This window comes from Rhizobium mongolense subsp. loessense, assembly GCF_900099775.1.
Taxonomy (GTDB): Bacteria; Pseudomonadota; Alphaproteobacteria; order Rhizobiales; family Rhizobiaceae; genus Rhizobium; species Rhizobium loessense.
Window position 1 is genome coordinate 188409 of record NZ_FMTM01000002.1, and the last position, 16395, is coordinate 204803.

At 58.9% G+C, this 16395-nt stretch carries 11 protein-coding genes and 2 pseudogenes; 5 read left to right on the forward strand and 8 right to left on the reverse strand.

Going from position 1 to position 16395, the window contains the following annotated elements:
- Positions 1–152: 152 nt before the first annotated feature.
- Positions 153–347, reverse strand: a pseudogene (locus tag BLP23_RS08525) (NAD(P)/FAD-dependent oxidoreductase); the annotation flags it as partial.
- Between BLP23_RS08525 and BLP23_RS08530 the strand changes: the two are divergent.
- A pseudogene (locus BLP23_RS08530) lies at positions 346–510 on the forward strand (ABC transporter permease); the annotation flags it as partial. The pseudogenes BLP23_RS08525 and BLP23_RS08530 overlap by 2 nt on opposite strands.
- 283 nt (positions 511–793) lie before the next feature.
- Positions 794–2329: a cation:proton antiporter gene (locus BLP23_RS08535; protein ID WP_092584458.1), complete on the forward strand. Its 1536-nt coding sequence runs from the start codon at positions 794–796 to the stop codon at positions 2327–2329.
- A 77-nt stretch (positions 2330–2406) separates the two neighbouring features.
- Here the strand turns inward: BLP23_RS08535 and BLP23_RS08540 are convergent, their stop codons facing one another.
- Together BLP23_RS08540 and BLP23_RS08545 are read right to left on the reverse strand one after the other, a co-directional pair.
- Positions 2407–3648 (reverse strand): flavin monoamine oxidase family protein, encoded by a 1242-nt coding sequence (locus tag BLP23_RS08540; protein ID WP_233426658.1) that lies wholly within the window; start codon positions 3646–3648, stop codon positions 2407–2409.
- Between the two features lie 190 nt (positions 3649–3838).
- Positions 3839–4465 (reverse strand): TetR/AcrR family transcriptional regulator, encoded by a 627-nt coding sequence (locus BLP23_RS08545; protein ID WP_167363852.1) that lies wholly within the window; start codon positions 4463–4465, stop codon positions 3839–3841.
- An 88-nt stretch (positions 4466–4553) separates the two neighbouring features.
- Here BLP23_RS08545 and BLP23_RS08550 point away from each other — a divergent pair, with 88 nt between their 5' ends.
- On the forward strand, positions 4554–5294 hold the full coding sequence (locus BLP23_RS08550; protein ID WP_092584460.1) for an NIPSNAP family protein: 741 nt from the start codon (positions 4554–4556) through the stop codon (positions 5292–5294).
- Between the two features lie 362 nt (positions 5295–5656).
- On the opposite strand, the gene BLP23_RS08555 is transcribed toward BLP23_RS08550, so the two are convergent.
- The 5 genes from BLP23_RS08555 to BLP23_RS08585 all read right to left on the reverse strand — a co-directional run bounded on the left by BLP23_RS08555 (position 5657) and on the right by BLP23_RS08585 (position 13165).
- Positions 5657–6019, reverse strand: a complete 363-nt coding sequence (locus BLP23_RS08555) for a response regulator (RefSeq protein WP_092584461.1) — start codon at positions 6017–6019, stop codon at positions 5657–5659.
- Between the two features lie 284 nt (positions 6020–6303).
- A complete protein-coding gene (locus BLP23_RS08560) occupies positions 6304–9999 on the reverse strand; it encodes a PAS domain-containing protein (RefSeq protein ID WP_092584462.1) in 3696 nt (1231 codons plus the stop codon).
- Positions 10000–10675: 676 nt separating this feature from the next.
- Complete coding sequence (locus BLP23_RS08570) at positions 10676–11326, reverse strand: response regulator transcription factor (protein ID WP_092584464.1); 651 nt, start codon at positions 11324–11326, stop codon at positions 10676–10678.
- A 235-nt stretch (positions 11327–11561) separates the two neighbouring features.
- Positions 11562–12083 carry an RrF2 family transcriptional regulator gene (locus tag BLP23_RS08575; RefSeq protein ID WP_092584465.1) on the reverse strand — a complete coding sequence of 174 codons (522 nt, stop codon included), beginning with the start codon at positions 12081–12083 and terminating at the stop codon, positions 11562–11564.
- A 410-nt stretch (positions 12084–12493) separates the two neighbouring features.
- The gene (locus tag BLP23_RS08585) at positions 12494–13165 is read right to left on the reverse strand and encodes a TetR/AcrR family transcriptional regulator (protein ID WP_092584467.1); all 672 of its coding nucleotides are present in this window, start codon (positions 13163–13165) and stop codon (positions 12494–12496) included.
- An 88-nt stretch (positions 13166–13253) separates the two neighbouring features.
- Between BLP23_RS08585 and BLP23_RS08590 the strand changes: the two genes are divergently transcribed.
- Both BLP23_RS08590 and BLP23_RS08595 read left to right on the forward strand, forming a co-directional pair.
- Positions 13254–14300: an HlyD family secretion protein gene (locus BLP23_RS08590; RefSeq protein WP_092584468.1), complete on the forward strand. Its 1047-nt coding sequence runs from the start codon at positions 13254–13256 to the stop codon at positions 14298–14300.
- Positions 14297–15973, forward strand: coding sequence for an MFS transporter (locus tag BLP23_RS08595; protein WP_233426659.1), 1677 nt, complete (start codon positions 14297–14299; stop codon positions 15971–15973). Before BLP23_RS08590 ends, BLP23_RS08595 begins: the two co-directional genes overlap by 4 nt.
- The last annotated feature ends 422 nt before the right edge of the window (positions 15974–16395 follow it).

The following is a 16395-nucleotide window of genomic DNA, read 5'->3' on the forward strand; positions in this document are numbered from 1 at the left end:
TGCAGTCGATAGTGCCGACATGGCAGCGCGTATAAGACAGCGCCGTCCAAGGCCGCGGCCGATCAACCACGCATTAAGTGGTACCGTTTAGGGGAGATCATGGACGCACGCCTAGGCGTGTCGATTTTCATTCTTGGGCCAGCAGTCGCCTATCATCGGCTTGCGCCAAAATGGCTAAAGCGCTGGGAACGGAACGGCGTCAGATCGATCAACGGTTTCCGCTTTGAGACGAGATCTGCCACGAGCCGCCCGGTGATGCCAGCCAGCGTCAACCCGAGGTGGCCGTGCCCGAAGGCATAGGTCACATTCGGTGACGTCGGCGAGTTGCCGATGACGGGAAGCGAATCCGACGAACGCACCCTGCCCCGTCAGATGTGGAGCGGCGTTCGCGAGACACTGAGCCCGACCATCGCTGCCGTCGCAACGCTGCTGATCCTATTCTCAACACTGTTTCTCGCAACTATCCAGTGGCTTCACCGGCGCGCCGAACGCCAAAAGCTCATGCACTGATCGGGCTTTGCGCCAACGCCTCTGGCGTGCTGTTCAGGTGAAACCGAATTGGTCTTCCCAGCGGCAAGCGGCCCAGGACCGCTTTCGCCTTCCCCCGGCCTGAACGCCGGGTTTCCCGCGAGGTTCAGGATGAAATCAACCGAGCTGGGCGTTGAGTGACATCGAGATCCTGTTTTGGATTCACAGGACGCCCAGCAACGACGCTTGATGGTTTTGAAGCACTCACTCCGGCCAACATCGTTTCAGGAGATGCCGGACACACACATATGGGATAGTGTCGATTATGAGCTTTTTTGAAAGCCTCCTCGTCTTGTCTCTCGTGGCGATCCTGCTGCTGCAGGTTTCGCGACGTCTTTCGCTTCCCTATCCTTCCCTGCTGGCGATGGCGGGCGCTGCAGCTGCGCTTGTGCCGGGGACCCCATATGTCTCACTTGAACCTGAGACCGCCCTTGCTTTGTTCATCGCACCCGCGCTGATGGACGCAGCATTTGACTTTCCAGTCCGAACTGCCCGGCGCTTCTGGTTGCCGTTGCTCGTCTTTGCCATCGGTGGCGTGATTGTCACAGCATTCGTCGTTGCGCTTGCAGGATCATGGCTTGCCGGCTTGCCGTTTGCGGCCGCGCTCGTCCTTGGGGCCATTGTCGCACCACCCGACGCAGCAGCGGCAACGGCGATCCTTTCAGGGGTGGCGATACCTCGCAGCACAGATGCCGTGCTGCGAGGGGAAAGCCTTTTCAACGACGCCGCCGCCCTCCTCATATTCGGGGCCGCGCTCGCGGTACATTCAACGGGGAATCTCGGTGTTACCGTTGGCCTGCATTTCGCCCTTGCAGCTCCGGGCGGCATCCTTCTCGGTATTTTGGCGGCTTTCGTCGGCAAGCATCTTTCCGGTTTCGTGTCCGGCACCTTGGGCGGAAACCTGCTTCAGTTCGTCCAGACGTATCTGGTTTGGATTCTTGCCGAACATCTGGGACTGTCGGCGGTGCTTGCGGTCGTGGCCTCGGCCATGGCCATGGCAAGCAGCGTCGCGACATCTGCGCGCATGCGGGTCCAGTCCTATGCGGTCTGGAGTGCCGTCGTCTTCGTCCTCAACATCATGGCATTCCTGTTAATGGGCATGCAGATCAGAGGCATCATCGCAGGCATGCCGGAGGGTCAGCTCGGCCAGGCCTGCACATTCGCTGCGTTTGTCGTCGCGATCGTCGTTCTCGTTCGGTTTGCGGTCTGCATCGGCTATAACCGTATCCTGGCCCGCCTTGCACGCCGCCGCGGACGAAAGGAACCAGCGACGATCAAGCAGGCGGTTCTGGCCAGCTGGTGCGGAATGCGGGGACTGCTTACCCTTGCGACAGCATTCGCGCTGCCGAACGATTTTCCTCAGCGCGATACAGTCGTTCTGACTGCTTTTGCGGTGGTTCTTGCAACACTCGTCATCCAGGGACTAACGCTTTCGCCCTTGATCCGGTGGCTGGGTCTCGACGGGCGCGCAACGGCAGCCGAGGAGCTGCGGGCCTGTCGCGCGCAGATCACAAAGGCCGGCATCTGCGCACTGGAGGATCAGACCGGCCCGGAGGCGGCGCTTTTGAGAAGCAAGTTTCTGATCGAGCAGAAAGCACTTTTCAATGGTGATGGAGCCTCCTCACTTGAAACCTACCGAAAACTGGCGCTGGGCTCGATTGCCGCCCAACGCATGGAGCTTGAGCGACTTCGTTCCGAGAATGAACTGAACGTCGACGAGTACAATCTGCTGCTTGAGGAGATCGACTGGCGAGAGCTTTCTGTCTTGCCGCTCGAAGATCGGAAGATTGAGGAGATCTGAAATTGCGCGCCTGCATCCCTCGTGTCCCCGCGAGAATGCATGATCCTGTCGCGTGCTGAAATTCTTGCCCGCGTCTTTCAGGCGATGGTCTTCATAAGCTCCTGCGCCGCGATCACTCCAGTGTCATATGCGCCGTGCGCCGTCGAATAGCGCCCAGTCGAACAGGCTTCACCCGCAAAGAAGATGCGATTGTCATGCGGAGCGGCAAGCGTTCTGCGAAGATCAGCAGCGCCTGGGCTGGCGTATGAATATGAGCCGCCGATGTGCGGATCGGAGCCCCATGCCGAAAAGGAGATCAATGAGAGCTGCCGTCCGATGTCGGATCCCAAAGCGCGCTTCAGCTCCGCAAGTGCGAACTGGAACGCCTCCTTCGGTCCCCCACGTTCTAAGTCCTGTGCCAAATCCCCTGCATAATATCCCTCAACAACGGGATTTCCGAGGGGCCTGATTTGGTAGGCACCTGTCCGGCGTTCGCGATAGGAGCCAAGAAGATGACTGTCCAGCGGTAAGGTGTCTGGCCTTTCCACCTTCATGAACAGCTTGTTCGCAAGGCCGAGGGGCAGGCGGGAGGCTGCATCGAGTTTTTCCGGAAGCGAGGGGAAAAACGCGATGCGCTCACTCGCAAGCACATTCGTGGAGACGGTGACGATTACTGCCTTGACACGGAAGTGACCTTTCGATGTCAAAATACCGACATGATCCGCTGCGCGATGATCGATGCGTTCCACGGCGGTCTGCAGCTCGATCGCAAGCGGTCTGCCATAGGCGGAAACAACCGTTCCATAGCCTTCACGCACTCGCCAGTCGGGACCGGGACCGGGCTCATACCGCTGGAGGTCGACAACCGACGATCTATCAAGTCCGGCTCCCGTGATGAAGCCACCGACCGCGTGGACGTACTCGTTCCACCTGCCGCCGGCCGGCAGCATGCTCGAAAGCGCCGTATCCTCGCCCTCATGGGAATTGATCCTCTCAAAGAATGCTTCGAGGGCGCCGATTGCGGACCGGGCGTCGTCGTTTGTTTCCAGCTTACGTCCCCCCTCGTCCCATGGGGCGCGGGTGTCATCGATCGTAAACCCAAGTTTTCGGGCGATCGCCGTCCAGGAATTCGTTCTTGCCCCATGCAGCCATCCGCATCCGACGTCAAGGGCGCCCAGTCCCGCACCGAAATGCTCGGTCCGCGCTCGCCCTCCTATACGTGCGGACGCCTCCAAAACGACGAGCGAAAGGTCCGATCGCGCGGCCATGAGGTGCCGGCCCGCCGCTATGCCGGCCGCGCCAGCGCCGATGATCGCCACATCTACTTCATTCTCAGTCACAATGGTGACTCCCGATTGAGCCCAGAACGGCCATGGTGATCCATACGCACCAGCGCCAGCATAGCTTTACGCAGAGCCGGGGAATAGCTGCAGACACTGACCGCTTCCATCAGCCAGTGTCGGAGGAGATGCCGCCTGAATACGTCGGAGCCGTCAAGATGCGCGCTGCGGACCTTTCGCCGCTGTCGTTTCATGGTTTCTGGCCCGGACAAAGATCAAGGTATTTCAATAGTTCCTGGCCGCAGTCTTTGAGAGCAGAACTGCTTTGGCTTGCCTTCGCGATCCCCATTGCCCCCCAGTATGATGCAATTATGAAGATTGCTGCGGCCTCGGCATCAAGGTGAGCGTAGCGTCCGGCGAGTTGATCCGCGCGGATCTTTTGCGCAAGTTCGCTTCTCCATTGGTCGAGGATTGCGATGGCGGCCTCCCGCATGGCGCCGTCTTGTCCAGCCGGTTCGCTCACCATGTTGCCAAGCGGACATCCAGACACAAAGCCCTGTTGATCCAGTTCTCGGATGATCTTGGTGAATATGGCTTCTATGCCGTCGGATGCCGCCTTAGCCTGTGATATCGGCTTGATCCAGGTTTCCTCGACCGCGTCGGCGACATTGCCGTTCAAAACTGCAAGACCCAGCTCCTTCTTGGTCGGGAAGTGATGTGAGAACGCTCCACCTGTTACGCGCGCCGCCGCCTTCAGGTCCTGAACGGTCGTAACGCCGTAGCCACGGGTGGTGAAGGCGTTGAAAGCGGTGTCGACAATTCGCTTTCTTACGCCTTCCGGATCATTCGTTCTTCGCTTCTGCAGACCTTTCGCCATTGAAAGGTTCTGTAGCATAACTTGACAAACAGGACAATCGACCTGTAATTAACAAACAGGACAGCTATCCTGTTTTTTTGAGGGATCAATGTGTAACGCCACGCCAGCCGATTCAGTCTTTGAACTCCGCCAGTACCGTCTCCATCCGGGTGCGCGCGAAACGCTGATCGACGTTTTCGATCGAGAATTCCTGGAGACACAGGAGGAGGCTGGCATACGCGTCGTGGCTCAGTTTCGCGATCTCGATGATAGCGACAGCTTCGTCTGGCTGCGCGGCTTTGCGAATATGGAGTCGCGAAGAGAGGCGCTCGGCCGCTTTTACGGAGGTCCCGTCTGGGCGCGCCATCGTGATGTCGCCAACGGCACAATGGTCAATTCCGACAATGTTCTGCTGCTGCGACCTGCCAACCTCGACCCGACTTTTCAGCTGTCCGCCACAGAGCGGCCGCGCTGCGGCAGCACTTTGCAATCGTCCGCGCTGTTTCTTTGCGCGATCCATTACACTGCGCCGGGTAAAGAGGATGCTTTTGCTGCCTTCTTCGAAAATGAGCTACGCTTACCGCTTCTCGAAAGTGGCGCGACTGTCCCTGCAACCTTCATGAGCGAACACGGCGCCAACACGTTCCCAAGGCTCCCGATCCGAGAAGGAGAATCGGTCTTTGTCGCTCTCTACCGTTTCGCGACGCCGCAAGCTTATGCCACTCATCTCGGCGCCCTTGCAGCGTCGCGGAAGTGGACCGAGGAACTCGAACCGCAAATTATGCAACGCACGTGGCGGGCGAACGAGGTGCTGAGGCTTTCACCGACGTCACGATCATTGATGCGCTAGTTTTGTCGGAAGCCTCCACCAACGGCATCTGGAGAGCTCCTCATTCGCCTCGGCCCAGCCACGAAGGGGCCCGCCAGCCATTTGTGTGGGCGGCCGGTCACCGTGACAGGCGTCTTTTATCCAGGGAAGATCGCCTCAGCTGCATTGAGATGTCTAAAGTCTTCAATCGCTCCAGCAATGAAAGGCTGAAAGTGCCGACCGGCTCGCTGGCAAATGCGCCATGAAAATACCTTCGACCGCTCCGCGCACTCACCATGCACCCGGCGCAGTGGCAATCAGTGCGGTCACTCGCTGACCGTGAACGGCCGGAAGCTTCAGTGCCGATCTTACGAAAGCGTTTTCAGGATGCGATGAATTCTTTTTCAACTGCCTAAGGCCTCGCCGATGGCCGCAAGCAGCACTCGACCATCGAAGGGCTTACGAAAAAAACCGCTGATGCCCTGGGCGCGACCCTGATCCGCGATCTCATGGCGGCCCGTGATCAGGAACACCGGCAATTCCGGATGCGCCTTCTTCACCAAGTCACGAAGTTGAAAGCCATCCGTGCCTGGTATTCCTATGTCGGTGATGAGGACATCCACACCTGACAGCCCGCTCGTGAGCAGCGATTCTGCGGAAGAAAAGCTGCGTGCCACGTAGCCCCCGGACTCCAGGAGTTCTTCCAGCGACTCAAGTACCCTTGGGTCGTCATCAACAACCGCCACGACAGGTCTTTTTTTGCTCATGCTCTGCTCCCTCTCGCTTGACGCGAGTGAGTTGTTGACATTTCCAACTCCGGTTTCCCCCGCATAACGCTCCTTTTTGGATTTTCTGCATGACCCCGCTGATCCGCAGTTCTGGAGTGGCCTATCTGTTAAGACACCGCTCCCCGTAAAGCGGCTCGCTTCCTCGGCGCATCAAGTTCAGGACGCTCGGGTCTTCTCCCGTTCCTGGCCGATTGCCGCCTGTCTGAACGCTGTTCGGATGCGCGCATCGTCATTCACGCTCCATCCGAATGGATCATTTGTTGTCATGGAGCTGTGTTCACTTCGGCCGGCAATGTGAAGATGAATTTCGCTCCGTGTGGTTCGTTATTCTCGGCCCATAGCTGTCCACCATGCGCCTCGACAATCGAACGGCAGATCGCAAGCCCCATGCCCATCCCGTTCTCTTTCGTCGTAAAGAACGGCTCGAATATCTTGTCAGGAAACTGAACGCCACGGCCATGATCACTGATCTCAGTCTGAACCATGTCACACATCCGATGTACCCGCACCCGAAGAACCCTGTCATTTTGAACTGACGCCATCGCGTCCATGCCGTTGCGAATGAGATTGATCATAACCTGCTGAACCTGGACGCGATCGAACGCGACAAGCCGAAGATCGTCCTCGACCTCGATGCTCATGCGGACGCGGCACCGTGACGCCTCCTCGGCTACGAGTTCGCGCACCTCGGCGATGACGCCGCCGAGGGTCGTACAATCTCTCGTGTCCGATGACTGTCTGAACAAGGCGCGAATGCGGCTGACGACGTCGGCGGCGGAATTTGCGCTGTGGATGATACGCTCGACCGTTTTTTGAGCTCGCTCGATATTCGGTGGCTCGGCTGTGAGCCAACGCTGGCAGGCGCTTGAATAATTCATCACCGCCGCCAGGGGTTGATTGACCTCATGCGCGATGGATGCCGAAAGTTCGGCAAGACTGGCCGCCTGGCTTGCGCGGGCGAGGCTCTCTTGCGCTAGCAGCAACTTTTCCTGAGCACGAACCTCACCGTCGATATCCAGGCAGATGACGTTCCACTGCACAATGGCGCCGTCGGCGTTGCGCATTGGCGCTGCGCGCGTTTCGACCCAGCGATACTCACCATCGAAGCGCCGCAGACGGTGTCTCCGCGCATAGGGCTCACCGGTGGACAGAGAATGGGCGTACTGCTCCTTGACGCCCGCGACGTCGTCTGGATGAACGCCGGCGTCAAGTGTGCCGGCCAGCCGGGACTTTCCTGCGCCGTCCAGTTCTTCAAGCTCGTATCCGAGGAATTCGCGGAGCTGCTGGCTGCGATAGACCGGCTCGCCATCCGGCGCCGCGCAATCGATCAGGGCCGGCAGCGTTTCAACCAGCTGCCAGAGAAAACGCTCTCTCTCTCGCAGCGTTTCCTCGGCATGCATTTGATCTTCGATGTCGTGACAGAGGCCGTACCACTGCAGGATGCGCCCGCCATCATCGCGCAGCGGCTCAGCGCGGGCCGACATCCAGCGATAGACCCCATCCGCACGGCGCAGGCGATAGTTCAGGGAAAAAGCCTCGCCGGTGGCGAAAGAGTGATTGAGCGCCTCAGCCAGCCGGGTTGCATCATCGGGATGGACGAGCGCTGCTATGGCGGCGGCCAGCCCGCTCGATTCCGGCCTATCGTAATCCCCCACGTCCAAACCGAAGAACTCGATCATGCGCTTGCTGAAGAAAACCGGCTCGCCCTCTGGACTTAGCCGCCAGAGCAGGCTTGGAACCATGTCGACGAGCTGCGAGAACTCCCGTTCCCGGTTGAGCAGCGCCATTTCAGCCTTCTTGCGCTCTGTAATATCGATAAATCCGACCAGACTCTTGTCGGCGACGGCGCCTGGACGGGCGGTTGTGAAAAGGACGTCGATGACGCTGCCATCCATTCGCGCCACCTGGGTCTCCTCCTGGAAGACCTCCTCGCCGCGATAACGCGCCTCAATGGAGCGACGTATGGTGGAAATGCTCGGCTGCCAGTAGCGGGTAATTGGCCCGTGCATCTCCACGGCATTTTTTGCACCGAACATCTCGATGATATGTTGGTTGACCTCTTCAACCTCCAGAGCTTCCACGGCGCGCGGCAGGAATTCGGGGTGCTCGTCGATATAGGTCTGGAGTTCCGTCACGCCCTGCGCCCGCAACTCCTTGAACAAGGGAATAAGCTTGCTGGCGCCCACCTGCGAGAGCCCGATCGGCATATAGTGGAACAGGTCGCGGTAGCGACGCTCGCTTTGCTGCAAGGCCTCCTGCGCCGTCACCAGGTCATCGATATCGAGGCAGACGCCATACCATTGCACGATCCGGCCCTGGGGGTCCCGCAGCGGCTCCGCACGCCCCTCGGTCCAGCGATAGGTTCCATCTGCCCGATGCTGACGATACTTCATCACGAAAGAGGTACCAGTCTCGAACGAGCGCGCGAGCGCCTGCTCCACCGCCTGCCTGTCGTCCGGGTGGACATCGGCCAAGGACCGCGAGGCGTCCGACGCGGTCAAGTCTTCGAGCGTGACGCCGACCATGTCTATGAGCCGCTTGTTGATGTAGGACGGGCTCCCTTCAGGCGTCGTGCTCCAGATAAGAGCGGGCACGGCGTCGATTAGCTGCCGGAGCTTCCGCTCACTTTCGCGCAATGCTTCCTGTGCACGCACCTCGTCATCGATATCGATCGAAATCGCCAGCCATTGCACAATCACGCCGCCTTCATCCCGCAACGGTTCCCAGCGGCCATCGACCCAGCGATACGCGCCGTCCGCGCGACGCATACGATATTTCATGGAGTAAGGCTCACCGGTGGCCAGGGAGTGTCGGACCGTCTCTAGCAGACGGGCTGCATCTTCGGGATGGACAAGGGACTTTATGGCTGCCGCCATCCGGCTCATGTCCGGCCTATCCAGTTCGGCCACGTCGTTCAATCCGAAGAAATCAAGCAAGCGCTTATTGAAGAAGGTCGGCTTGCCTTCAGGCGTCAGACGCCTGATCTGGACGGGAACCATGTCCACGAGCTGCGAGAGCTCCCGCTCCCGGTCGCGCAATGTCTCCACGCTTTGGTGCAAGGTGAGCAGCGCCAGCTGATGCTGCCGGGATATAGCGGCCACGATGAGCGCAGAAAATGCGGAGGTGGCCAGAAAAAGCTGCAGCATGATCTGCTTGTGCTTCAAGGACTCGGCATCGCCGGCAAATTGGCTGTCGCCGGATATCGTGAATACCGCCGTGATCAGAGCAAGGAGGGTCAAGGCGACGGCGGCGCCTCTGAACTCAAAGCGCGCCGCAGCCCAAAGAAGAGGCGGCATGATGATGTAGGCAAAGGGCAGGTAACCGCTCAAGGAAAGGGCGCCGACACCCAGAAAGATCAGCCCCAGGACGCAAGCTTCCATCCATCGCGCGGCCGGTAGTTCGGTCCTGCCGCGCCAGTTCTGGAACACGACCAGCGCCAGTGGCGCTACGATTAGGATCCCGGTGGCGTCTCCGATCCACCATAGTGGCCAAGCCGCCACGAAGGTCTGCGATTGTATGCCAAACCACGCAAGTGTCGCACTTCCCACCGTCGCGCCTACGACTGGCGCAATTCCCGCGGCCAGTACGACGAATGCGAGAACTTCCTGCAAGGTTTCCAGCCGAACCGGCCGCCTGCAGGTCCGGTTCACAAGCCAAGCGCCAACCCCCGCTTCCAGCGCGTTGCCGATATAGATCAGGAAGGCTGCAGGCAGCGGACTGTGGAACCACAAGAAATTGCTGAACAGTTCAGCCAGGCACCCCGCCAGCACCCACCACGGCCAGCTGTACCTGGAGGCGACGACAAGCGTGGCAATGAAAAGGCCGCTCGCAGGCCAAATGGAGATACCTGTTCCAGGTACGATTGCGAGCGACTGGGCGAATCCGCAACCCAACACATAAGCCGCAATGAAAAGCCCCAGGTGGAAGAATTGGGGGCGATGCGACCAGAAGCACATCATCGGCTGCTCCTGTCGTACAAAGGAAGCCTGGGCACTGTCAGCGCTTGGCCCGGCACTTTTACCCAATATCCGGCCTGAACTATCATACCCCAACTTAATCCCAGCGTGCCCCATGGTTATTGTGGACCCTCCTCACGAAAGCCGGGATAGGTCCTGGGCTTATGTACTTAGGATACTTGGAAGCACGCAACAAAAACACCTATTCCGAAGAATAGGGTCCGGCAGCTTGTCGGTGAGCCCCTTTTTTGGGTCCCCAGGCAGTTCAGGAAGGACGGGGGCTGGAGCGGCATGTTTTGAAGCCGACGCGCCACCATGATCTCCCAGGCTGCATGGAGCTCGTCATTGGGATCGCACGAGATGATATTCCGACTCACGAGCGTCTCCACTGAGACCTTCGCAGGTTCCCGGTACGTGAGATGGCGAACGAAAAATGTGGACGACAGCGCGAGCAACTCTCCATCGCCGACGCGTTGTTTTCGAGCGGCTTTTGCCGGGTCAAAGGGCCGTAGATCATAGAGACGAAGCGCCCGTTCTGGAACCAAATCTCCGCCGCCTTGAAGGGCCGGTCCTTCAACCACCGCAATGACAGGCGGCTCGAACAAAGGGACAGCCTTGCAACCGGGGCTTCTCAGAGCGCCTTTTAAAAGTGCCGCCTAATCCCTCCACAAACCCATGTCTAGGGTTGGCACTTTTCGCGAAGGTCGACGGGCAGCGTATCCCAGGCGCGGATAAGCTCACCGACAGAAATGGTCCGCATCTTACGCATCACGTTGCTGCGATGGAGCTTCACGGTGATCTCGCTGATTCCAAGATCGAAAGCAATCTGCTTATTGAGGCGACCGCGGGCGACTTCGCGCAGGACCTGCCGTTCGCGCGGCGTCAACGTCGCAAACCGCCCGACATGCTGCTTGATGGTCTGCGCTTGTGCCCGTTGCGCGAGATCAAGTTCGATCCCGGCTAGCACCGCGTCGAGCAGGGTCTGGTCTCGAACGGGCTTTGTAAGGAAATCGACGGCTCCGGCCTTCATCGCCTGCACCGTCATCGGAATGTCGCCATGGCCGGTCAGGAAGATAATAGGCTTTGGACTGCCCCTCGCAGCGAGTTCAGACTGAAGGTCCAGGCCGCTCGATCCTGGCATGCGAACGTCAAGCACCAGGCAGCCAGGCCTCTCGGGAAGCTCCGCTTCCAGCAGTTCGCACGGCGCGGCAAAACAACTGACTTCGAGACCGACGGACAACATGAGCTCCTGAAGCGAGTTCCGAACCTCCTCGTCGTCGTCAACGACGAGAACCAACGGGCAATCGCAATCTGCGGCGAGCGTTGTCATGGGACTACCTCCGTAGGCGGCAAGCTCTGAAAACGAAAGTCTTGCCGTCGGCGCACCAATGTTCCGGCTGTGATTGCGTCCAATCCTGGCTCCCGGGCGGGCGATTAATATCTCGCTTCATTGCCACATCTCCTTCTGCTTCCCCGACGTCACGCATTTCAGCCGTCGCCTGAGGCTGAAGCAGAATTGGTCTCCCGAGCTCCGGCGGCACTTGGGCAGCCCTCAGCAAGACGGATCACGCCGCGGGCTTTCGGCGACGAGACTTCGTCCGTTCGTCAAACCAATCACGAACCTCATTCGAAAAATCAGGCGGCGCCTTGCGGCCCACGACGCGTCCCACATCCGCCAGCGACTGACTGGCCAGAGAATCCCTCATTGCCTTCTCCGCATTGAGCATCACCGCATGGATCGCGCAGACCCCTGCCGTTGCCCACTCCGGCGGCTGGTGACCGAATACAGCGCAGCGTCCGCGAATTTCGTGGCAATCAAAGAGTGGTTTTTGGCCCTCGATCGCATCGACGACATCCAAAATGCTGACACTCTCGGGCGCTTTGGCAAGCAGATATCCGCCCCGCACCCCTTCCGAGGCCCGCACGATTCCGGCCTTCTCGAGCTTCGGGAATATCTTGGCCACGAAGCTTGGAGAAATCCCCTGGAAGTCAGCCAGGTCACGGCTGCTCACCGGCGCCTCGGGCGAACCAACGAGCCAGAGCAGGCAGTGCAATCCATATTCCACGCTAACCGTCAAATGCGCCATTACACGGACTGTATCACTCCGAGTTATAGCAGGCAAGGCGAACGCCGATACACCGCACTGGCGTGATTACAGCACATTACTCATCATGATACCGTCCTGAAATCCGGCAAATGCAATATCGGTAGGGTAGCGGGGACGACCGTGCATCACGATGCTCGTTTCGTTTCCACCAATGCCGAGCGAATAGAACAGGCAAAGGCCGATTGGCGAGAAAGGCGCTTTCCCGAAGTGCCGGGAGATGACGGATGCGCGCCACTGCCCGAGGATGAGCAAGCAGCAGGTAGAAACAAGGAGCCCGCCTTGCAACGGAATACGCAAGCGACAGCGTGTTCAGCTATGCCAACCAGCGCGTCCCCACGCCCCAGAGCGTTCTCAAGTGCCAGGTAGGGTAGTTTGGACTGCTTGCGGGCTCACCCCAGGGCCTTCGCGCGTGGCGGGAGGTCGTTAGCCACCGGCGCGGTTCGTTTTTGAATTCCATCGAGGAAAATCGCCACGATCGAACCGACGACTTCCTCTATCGCCTCAGGACCCAAGGGTGGGCGCAAGCCGAGCACGACTTGCAGGTGTGTATTATCGCGCAACATACCGGCAAAATGATCTGCAACCAATTTGCAGTCCTCAACCTCGATTTCGCCCCGTTCCCTCGCCTCTTCCAGAACCTCGGCGAGACGAAAAGAGGCGCGACCGGGTCCTCGATCATAGAAGGCCCTGGCAAGATCAGGGAAGCGAAAAGCCTCCGCCATGATTGCACGGTACACGCCGATCATCGTGGGCGACATGTAGACTTCAACAAGCTTGCGAGCGAATTGCATCAACGTGTCACGGAGATTGCGACCGACGATTTCTTCGACTGCCAACGTGCTTAGCGCATTATCGGCTCCCTCGGACACCAAGGCAGTGAACAGGCCTTCCTTGCTTCCAAATTCACTGTAGATAGTTCGTTTCGACCCGCCGACGCGATCAATGATCGCATCCACGCTGGTAGCGGCATAGCCCTGCTCGAAAAATACGGTGGCAGCGGCCAGCAGAATCGCAGATCGCCGTTCATCTGAGGACGATCGTTTTGCTGTCCTGGTAGCCATCCCGTCCATCCTTTTGTTGTCACTTGACGGATACGGTACGTTACCGTACTTGTCAATGGTAACGATCAGTACCAGTTAGGATCCGCAGATGCGAAACACGATCAAAATCGGAACTCTGGGGGCTTTGGCTGCCCTTATCGCGGGGCTTATTTGGTCCTGGGGATGGCAATGGGTGACGACGGGCCGTTTTGAGGAGGTAACCGACAACGCCTATGTCCGGGCCGACATCACCTCTCTGGCGCCGAAGGTCGCAGGCTATGTCCTTGAGGTGGGCGTTACCGACAATGCCATGGTCCAGGCAGGCGATATTCTCTTTCGTATCGACGACAAGGACTACAGGGCTCGGCTGGCTCAGGCAGATGCCAATGTTGCTTCCGCCCGTGCTGCTCTCGTGAATCTGGAAGCCGAGACACGCTTCCAGAAAGCCGTAATCGCTCAAAGTGAAGCCCAGCTCCAATCCGCACTCGCCGCTCAGACACTGGCGACGCAGAGTTTCGACCGATATCGCGCGCTAATACGCGCCAGCACTGTCAGCCAGGCAAAGTTCGAAGAAAGCGAGGCGGGCATCGCCCAAGCTGACGCTTCTGTCAGCGCCGCACAAGCAGGAATTGAGGCCCAGAATAGAAAGCTGGACGTTCTGGCCGCCCAAAGAGATGCTGCCCAGGCAGCGCTTTCTCAAGCTGAGGCTGCTCGTACATTGTCTCAGATCGATCTCGACAACACGACGGTGCGCGCCCCGGTGAGCGGCGTCGTCGGCAATCGTCAGGTGCGTGTCGGCCGATTTGTCACCACTGGAACGCCGATGCTCGACATCGTCCCTATCCGTGACATTTGGATAGTTGCCAATTTCAAGGAGACTGAACTTAAGCATATTCGTGTGGGCCAGCCGGTGCGTATTTCAGTTGACGGCTACCCCCATGCCGAGATTCGGGGCGTAGTCGACAGTCTCGCGCCCGGGAGCGGCGCTGCCTTCAGTCTGATCCCGGCGGACAACGCGACAGGCAATTTCGTTCGTGTCGTTCAGCGCGTGCCAGTCAAGATCAGGCTGACGAGTATCCCGTCGCAGGTGCGCCTCGTGCCTGGTCTTTCTGCCCGTGTATCGATCCGCACCGTAGAAGAGGGGGAAACGTCATGAAGCTTGGAGTCATCGATCCGGACCGCGTCGCACCGGTCAACACCAGAACCTCCTACGGAACCATGCCGACGTTGCTTGTGGTTGCCGGCATTGTTTTCGCCGCCCTCACTGAGGCGGTGGCTGGCACGGTCTTGTCGACGGCCCGGCTCGACATGATCGGCGATACCTCAGCCACCCTCGACCAGTTCGCGCTGCTGGAAGTTGGATATACGGCCGCCAAGCTGACCGCCTTTATGCTGACGCCCTGGCTCATGGGCAGGGTTTCATCACAGACGTGCCTTCGCGCCGCGACAGGGATCATGACGCTCGTCTGTGGAGCGGCCGCATTGACTTACAATTTCGATACCCTCGTGCTTCTGCGATTGCTTCAAGGGCTGGCCGGAGGAGCGCTCCTGGTGAGCGGACAGACATTGCTGTTCCAGACCTTCTCCCGTTCTCTTCAGCCTGTCGTTCAATGCTTTTTTGCCTTCGGAGCGGTGGTCGCACCTGCAACGCTCACGCCCTACATGCAGGGGTGGCTGCTCGACAGCCTGTCGTGGACATGGATATTCCTGAGCATCGTGCCAATCGGCCTGGTGGCGCTAGCACTTCTTGCGTCGACGGATCTTGGCGCTGATGCGCAGACACGAGCAGTTAGACTAGACCGGTCCGGTGCAGTGCTCTTTACCATCGCCGCATTTTGTCTGACCTACGTCCTCAATCAAGGCAGCCGTTGGGATTGGTGGGAAGAGCCGATGATCGTGCACTTGGTGTTCGTGGGCGTCGCATCCTTGCTCTTGTTCATAGCCTTTCAGCTTTGCGCGACGGGCTCCGATACCGTTCTTGATCTTGCGACTTTCCGGAACAGCGGATTTGCGTTTGGCTTCATCGCAAGCTTTGCAGCCGGTTTCGCGCTGTTCGGCAGCGCCTATCTCATACCGTCCTTTGCCATTTCCGTGCTTGGCATGACTCCGACTGAAGCGGGCATGCTGCTCCTCCCCAGCACACTGATGTTCATTGGCGCACTGCTCCTGACCACCTTCCTGGTCAGGCGGCGCAAGCTCCCACCGATCATCACGGTACCTTTCGGTATCCTCGGCTTTATCGTAGCCATGTGGATGCTATCGGGTTCCAACGGCGAAAGCGGCTTTTCGGACTTGATGCCGGCCATCCTCCTGCGTGGTCTTGCACTAGGTTTCCTCTTTCTGTCGATCACTCTGATCACGTTGCTGGATCTTGAGGGGCCGCAAATCGCCTACGGGGTTGGGCTCTTCAATGTCGGCCGCCAGACCGGCGGGCTTTTCGGCGTGGCATTCATGCAGACGCTTCTCGATCACCAAACGGCTTTGAATAAGGGCGTCATCGCCACACACATCGTCCCGGGCCGCGTGGCTGTAACCGAACGACTTGCCCTGCTGACCAATAGCCTCATCTCGCGTGGGATGGAGTTGAGTGTCGCTGCTAAAGCTGCTGTGCAGATCCTCACAAGAGAAGTGACTGCACAGGCGAGCATCATCGCCTTCGACGCCGCATTTCTTACTCTTTCCCTTTTCTTCATTGCCGCGGCGCCGGTCCTGATCGCCTTGAAAATTATAATCGGCAGGGCTCTCAGTTCCCGAAGCGAGACGCCTAACCATGCCGGCAGAGGATTTGGCATCGGCGCTCACGCCTTCGCCGACAAATTCGTGCGTTGAGGACAACAGGAACCCCGTCCTGTCTGGAAGTATGTTTCAGCTCGGTGGCCTATGCAGTCGACGAGCCGGAAGGTGTTGATGTGAGCAAAATCGTCATACGACCTCCTGCAAGTCCTCATTGAGTGCCGGCAATGCCGACCGCCGAACTCGAGAAGGCTACTGCGATGACCCTCGCCGAAATGAGCGCAATTCGTTGGCAATGCACCAACGCTCCGGCGTCCGGGCTGACTACTCCAGATTGTGCGAGTGGAGTTCGGGCGCATGGCGCCCCGTCATCGAGGAACTGAGGTCACTCCGAAGCCTGGTCTCCCTCGACGGTCGCCACATCCGTGCTCCTAAAAGGAGGAAGGGCGGGTTGCTCGCGATCAATCCGCTCGCCGCAGACCTTAGGCGCAATTTTCTCGAACGGACGGCCCCCTCAC

Excerpts from the sequence above, each read along its gene's own strand:
- BLP23_RS08590 (WP_092584468.1), top strand. The coding sequence starts at position 13,254 with ATGCGAAACACGATCAAAATCGGAACTCTGGGGGCTTTGGCTGCCCTT.
- BLP23_RS08585 (WP_092584467.1), bottom strand. The coding sequence starts at position 13,165 with ATGGCTACCAGGACAGCAAAACGATCGTCCTCAGATGAACGGCGATCT.
- BLP23_RS08595 (WP_233426659.1), top strand. The coding sequence starts at position 14,297 with ATGAAGCTTGGAGTCATCGATCCGGACCGCGTCGCACCGGTCAACACC.
- BLP23_RS08570 (WP_092584464.1), bottom strand. The coding sequence starts at position 11,326 with ATGACAACGCTCGCCGCAGATTGCGATTGCCCGTTGGTTCTCGTCGTT.
- BLP23_RS08560 (WP_092584462.1), bottom strand. The coding sequence starts at position 9,999 with ATGATGTGCTTCTGGTCGCATCGCCCCCAATTCTTCCACCTGGGGCTT.
- BLP23_RS08575 (WP_092584465.1), bottom strand. The coding sequence starts at position 12,083 with ATGGCGCATTTGACGGTTAGCGTGGAATATGGATTGCACTGCCTGCTC.
- BLP23_RS08545 (WP_167363852.1), bottom strand. The coding sequence starts at position 4,465 with ATGGCGAAAGGTCTGCAGAAGCGAAGAACGAATGATCCGGAAGGCGTA.
- BLP23_RS08535 (WP_092584458.1), top strand. The coding sequence starts at position 794 with ATGAGCTTTTTTGAAAGCCTCCTCGTCTTGTCTCTCGTGGCGATCCTG.
- BLP23_RS08550 (WP_092584460.1), top strand. The coding sequence starts at position 4,554 with ATGTGTAACGCCACGCCAGCCGATTCAGTCTTTGAACTCCGCCAGTAC.
- BLP23_RS08555 (WP_092584461.1), bottom strand. The coding sequence starts at position 6,019 with ATGAGCAAAAAAAGACCTGTCGTGGCGGTTGTTGATGACGACCCAAGG.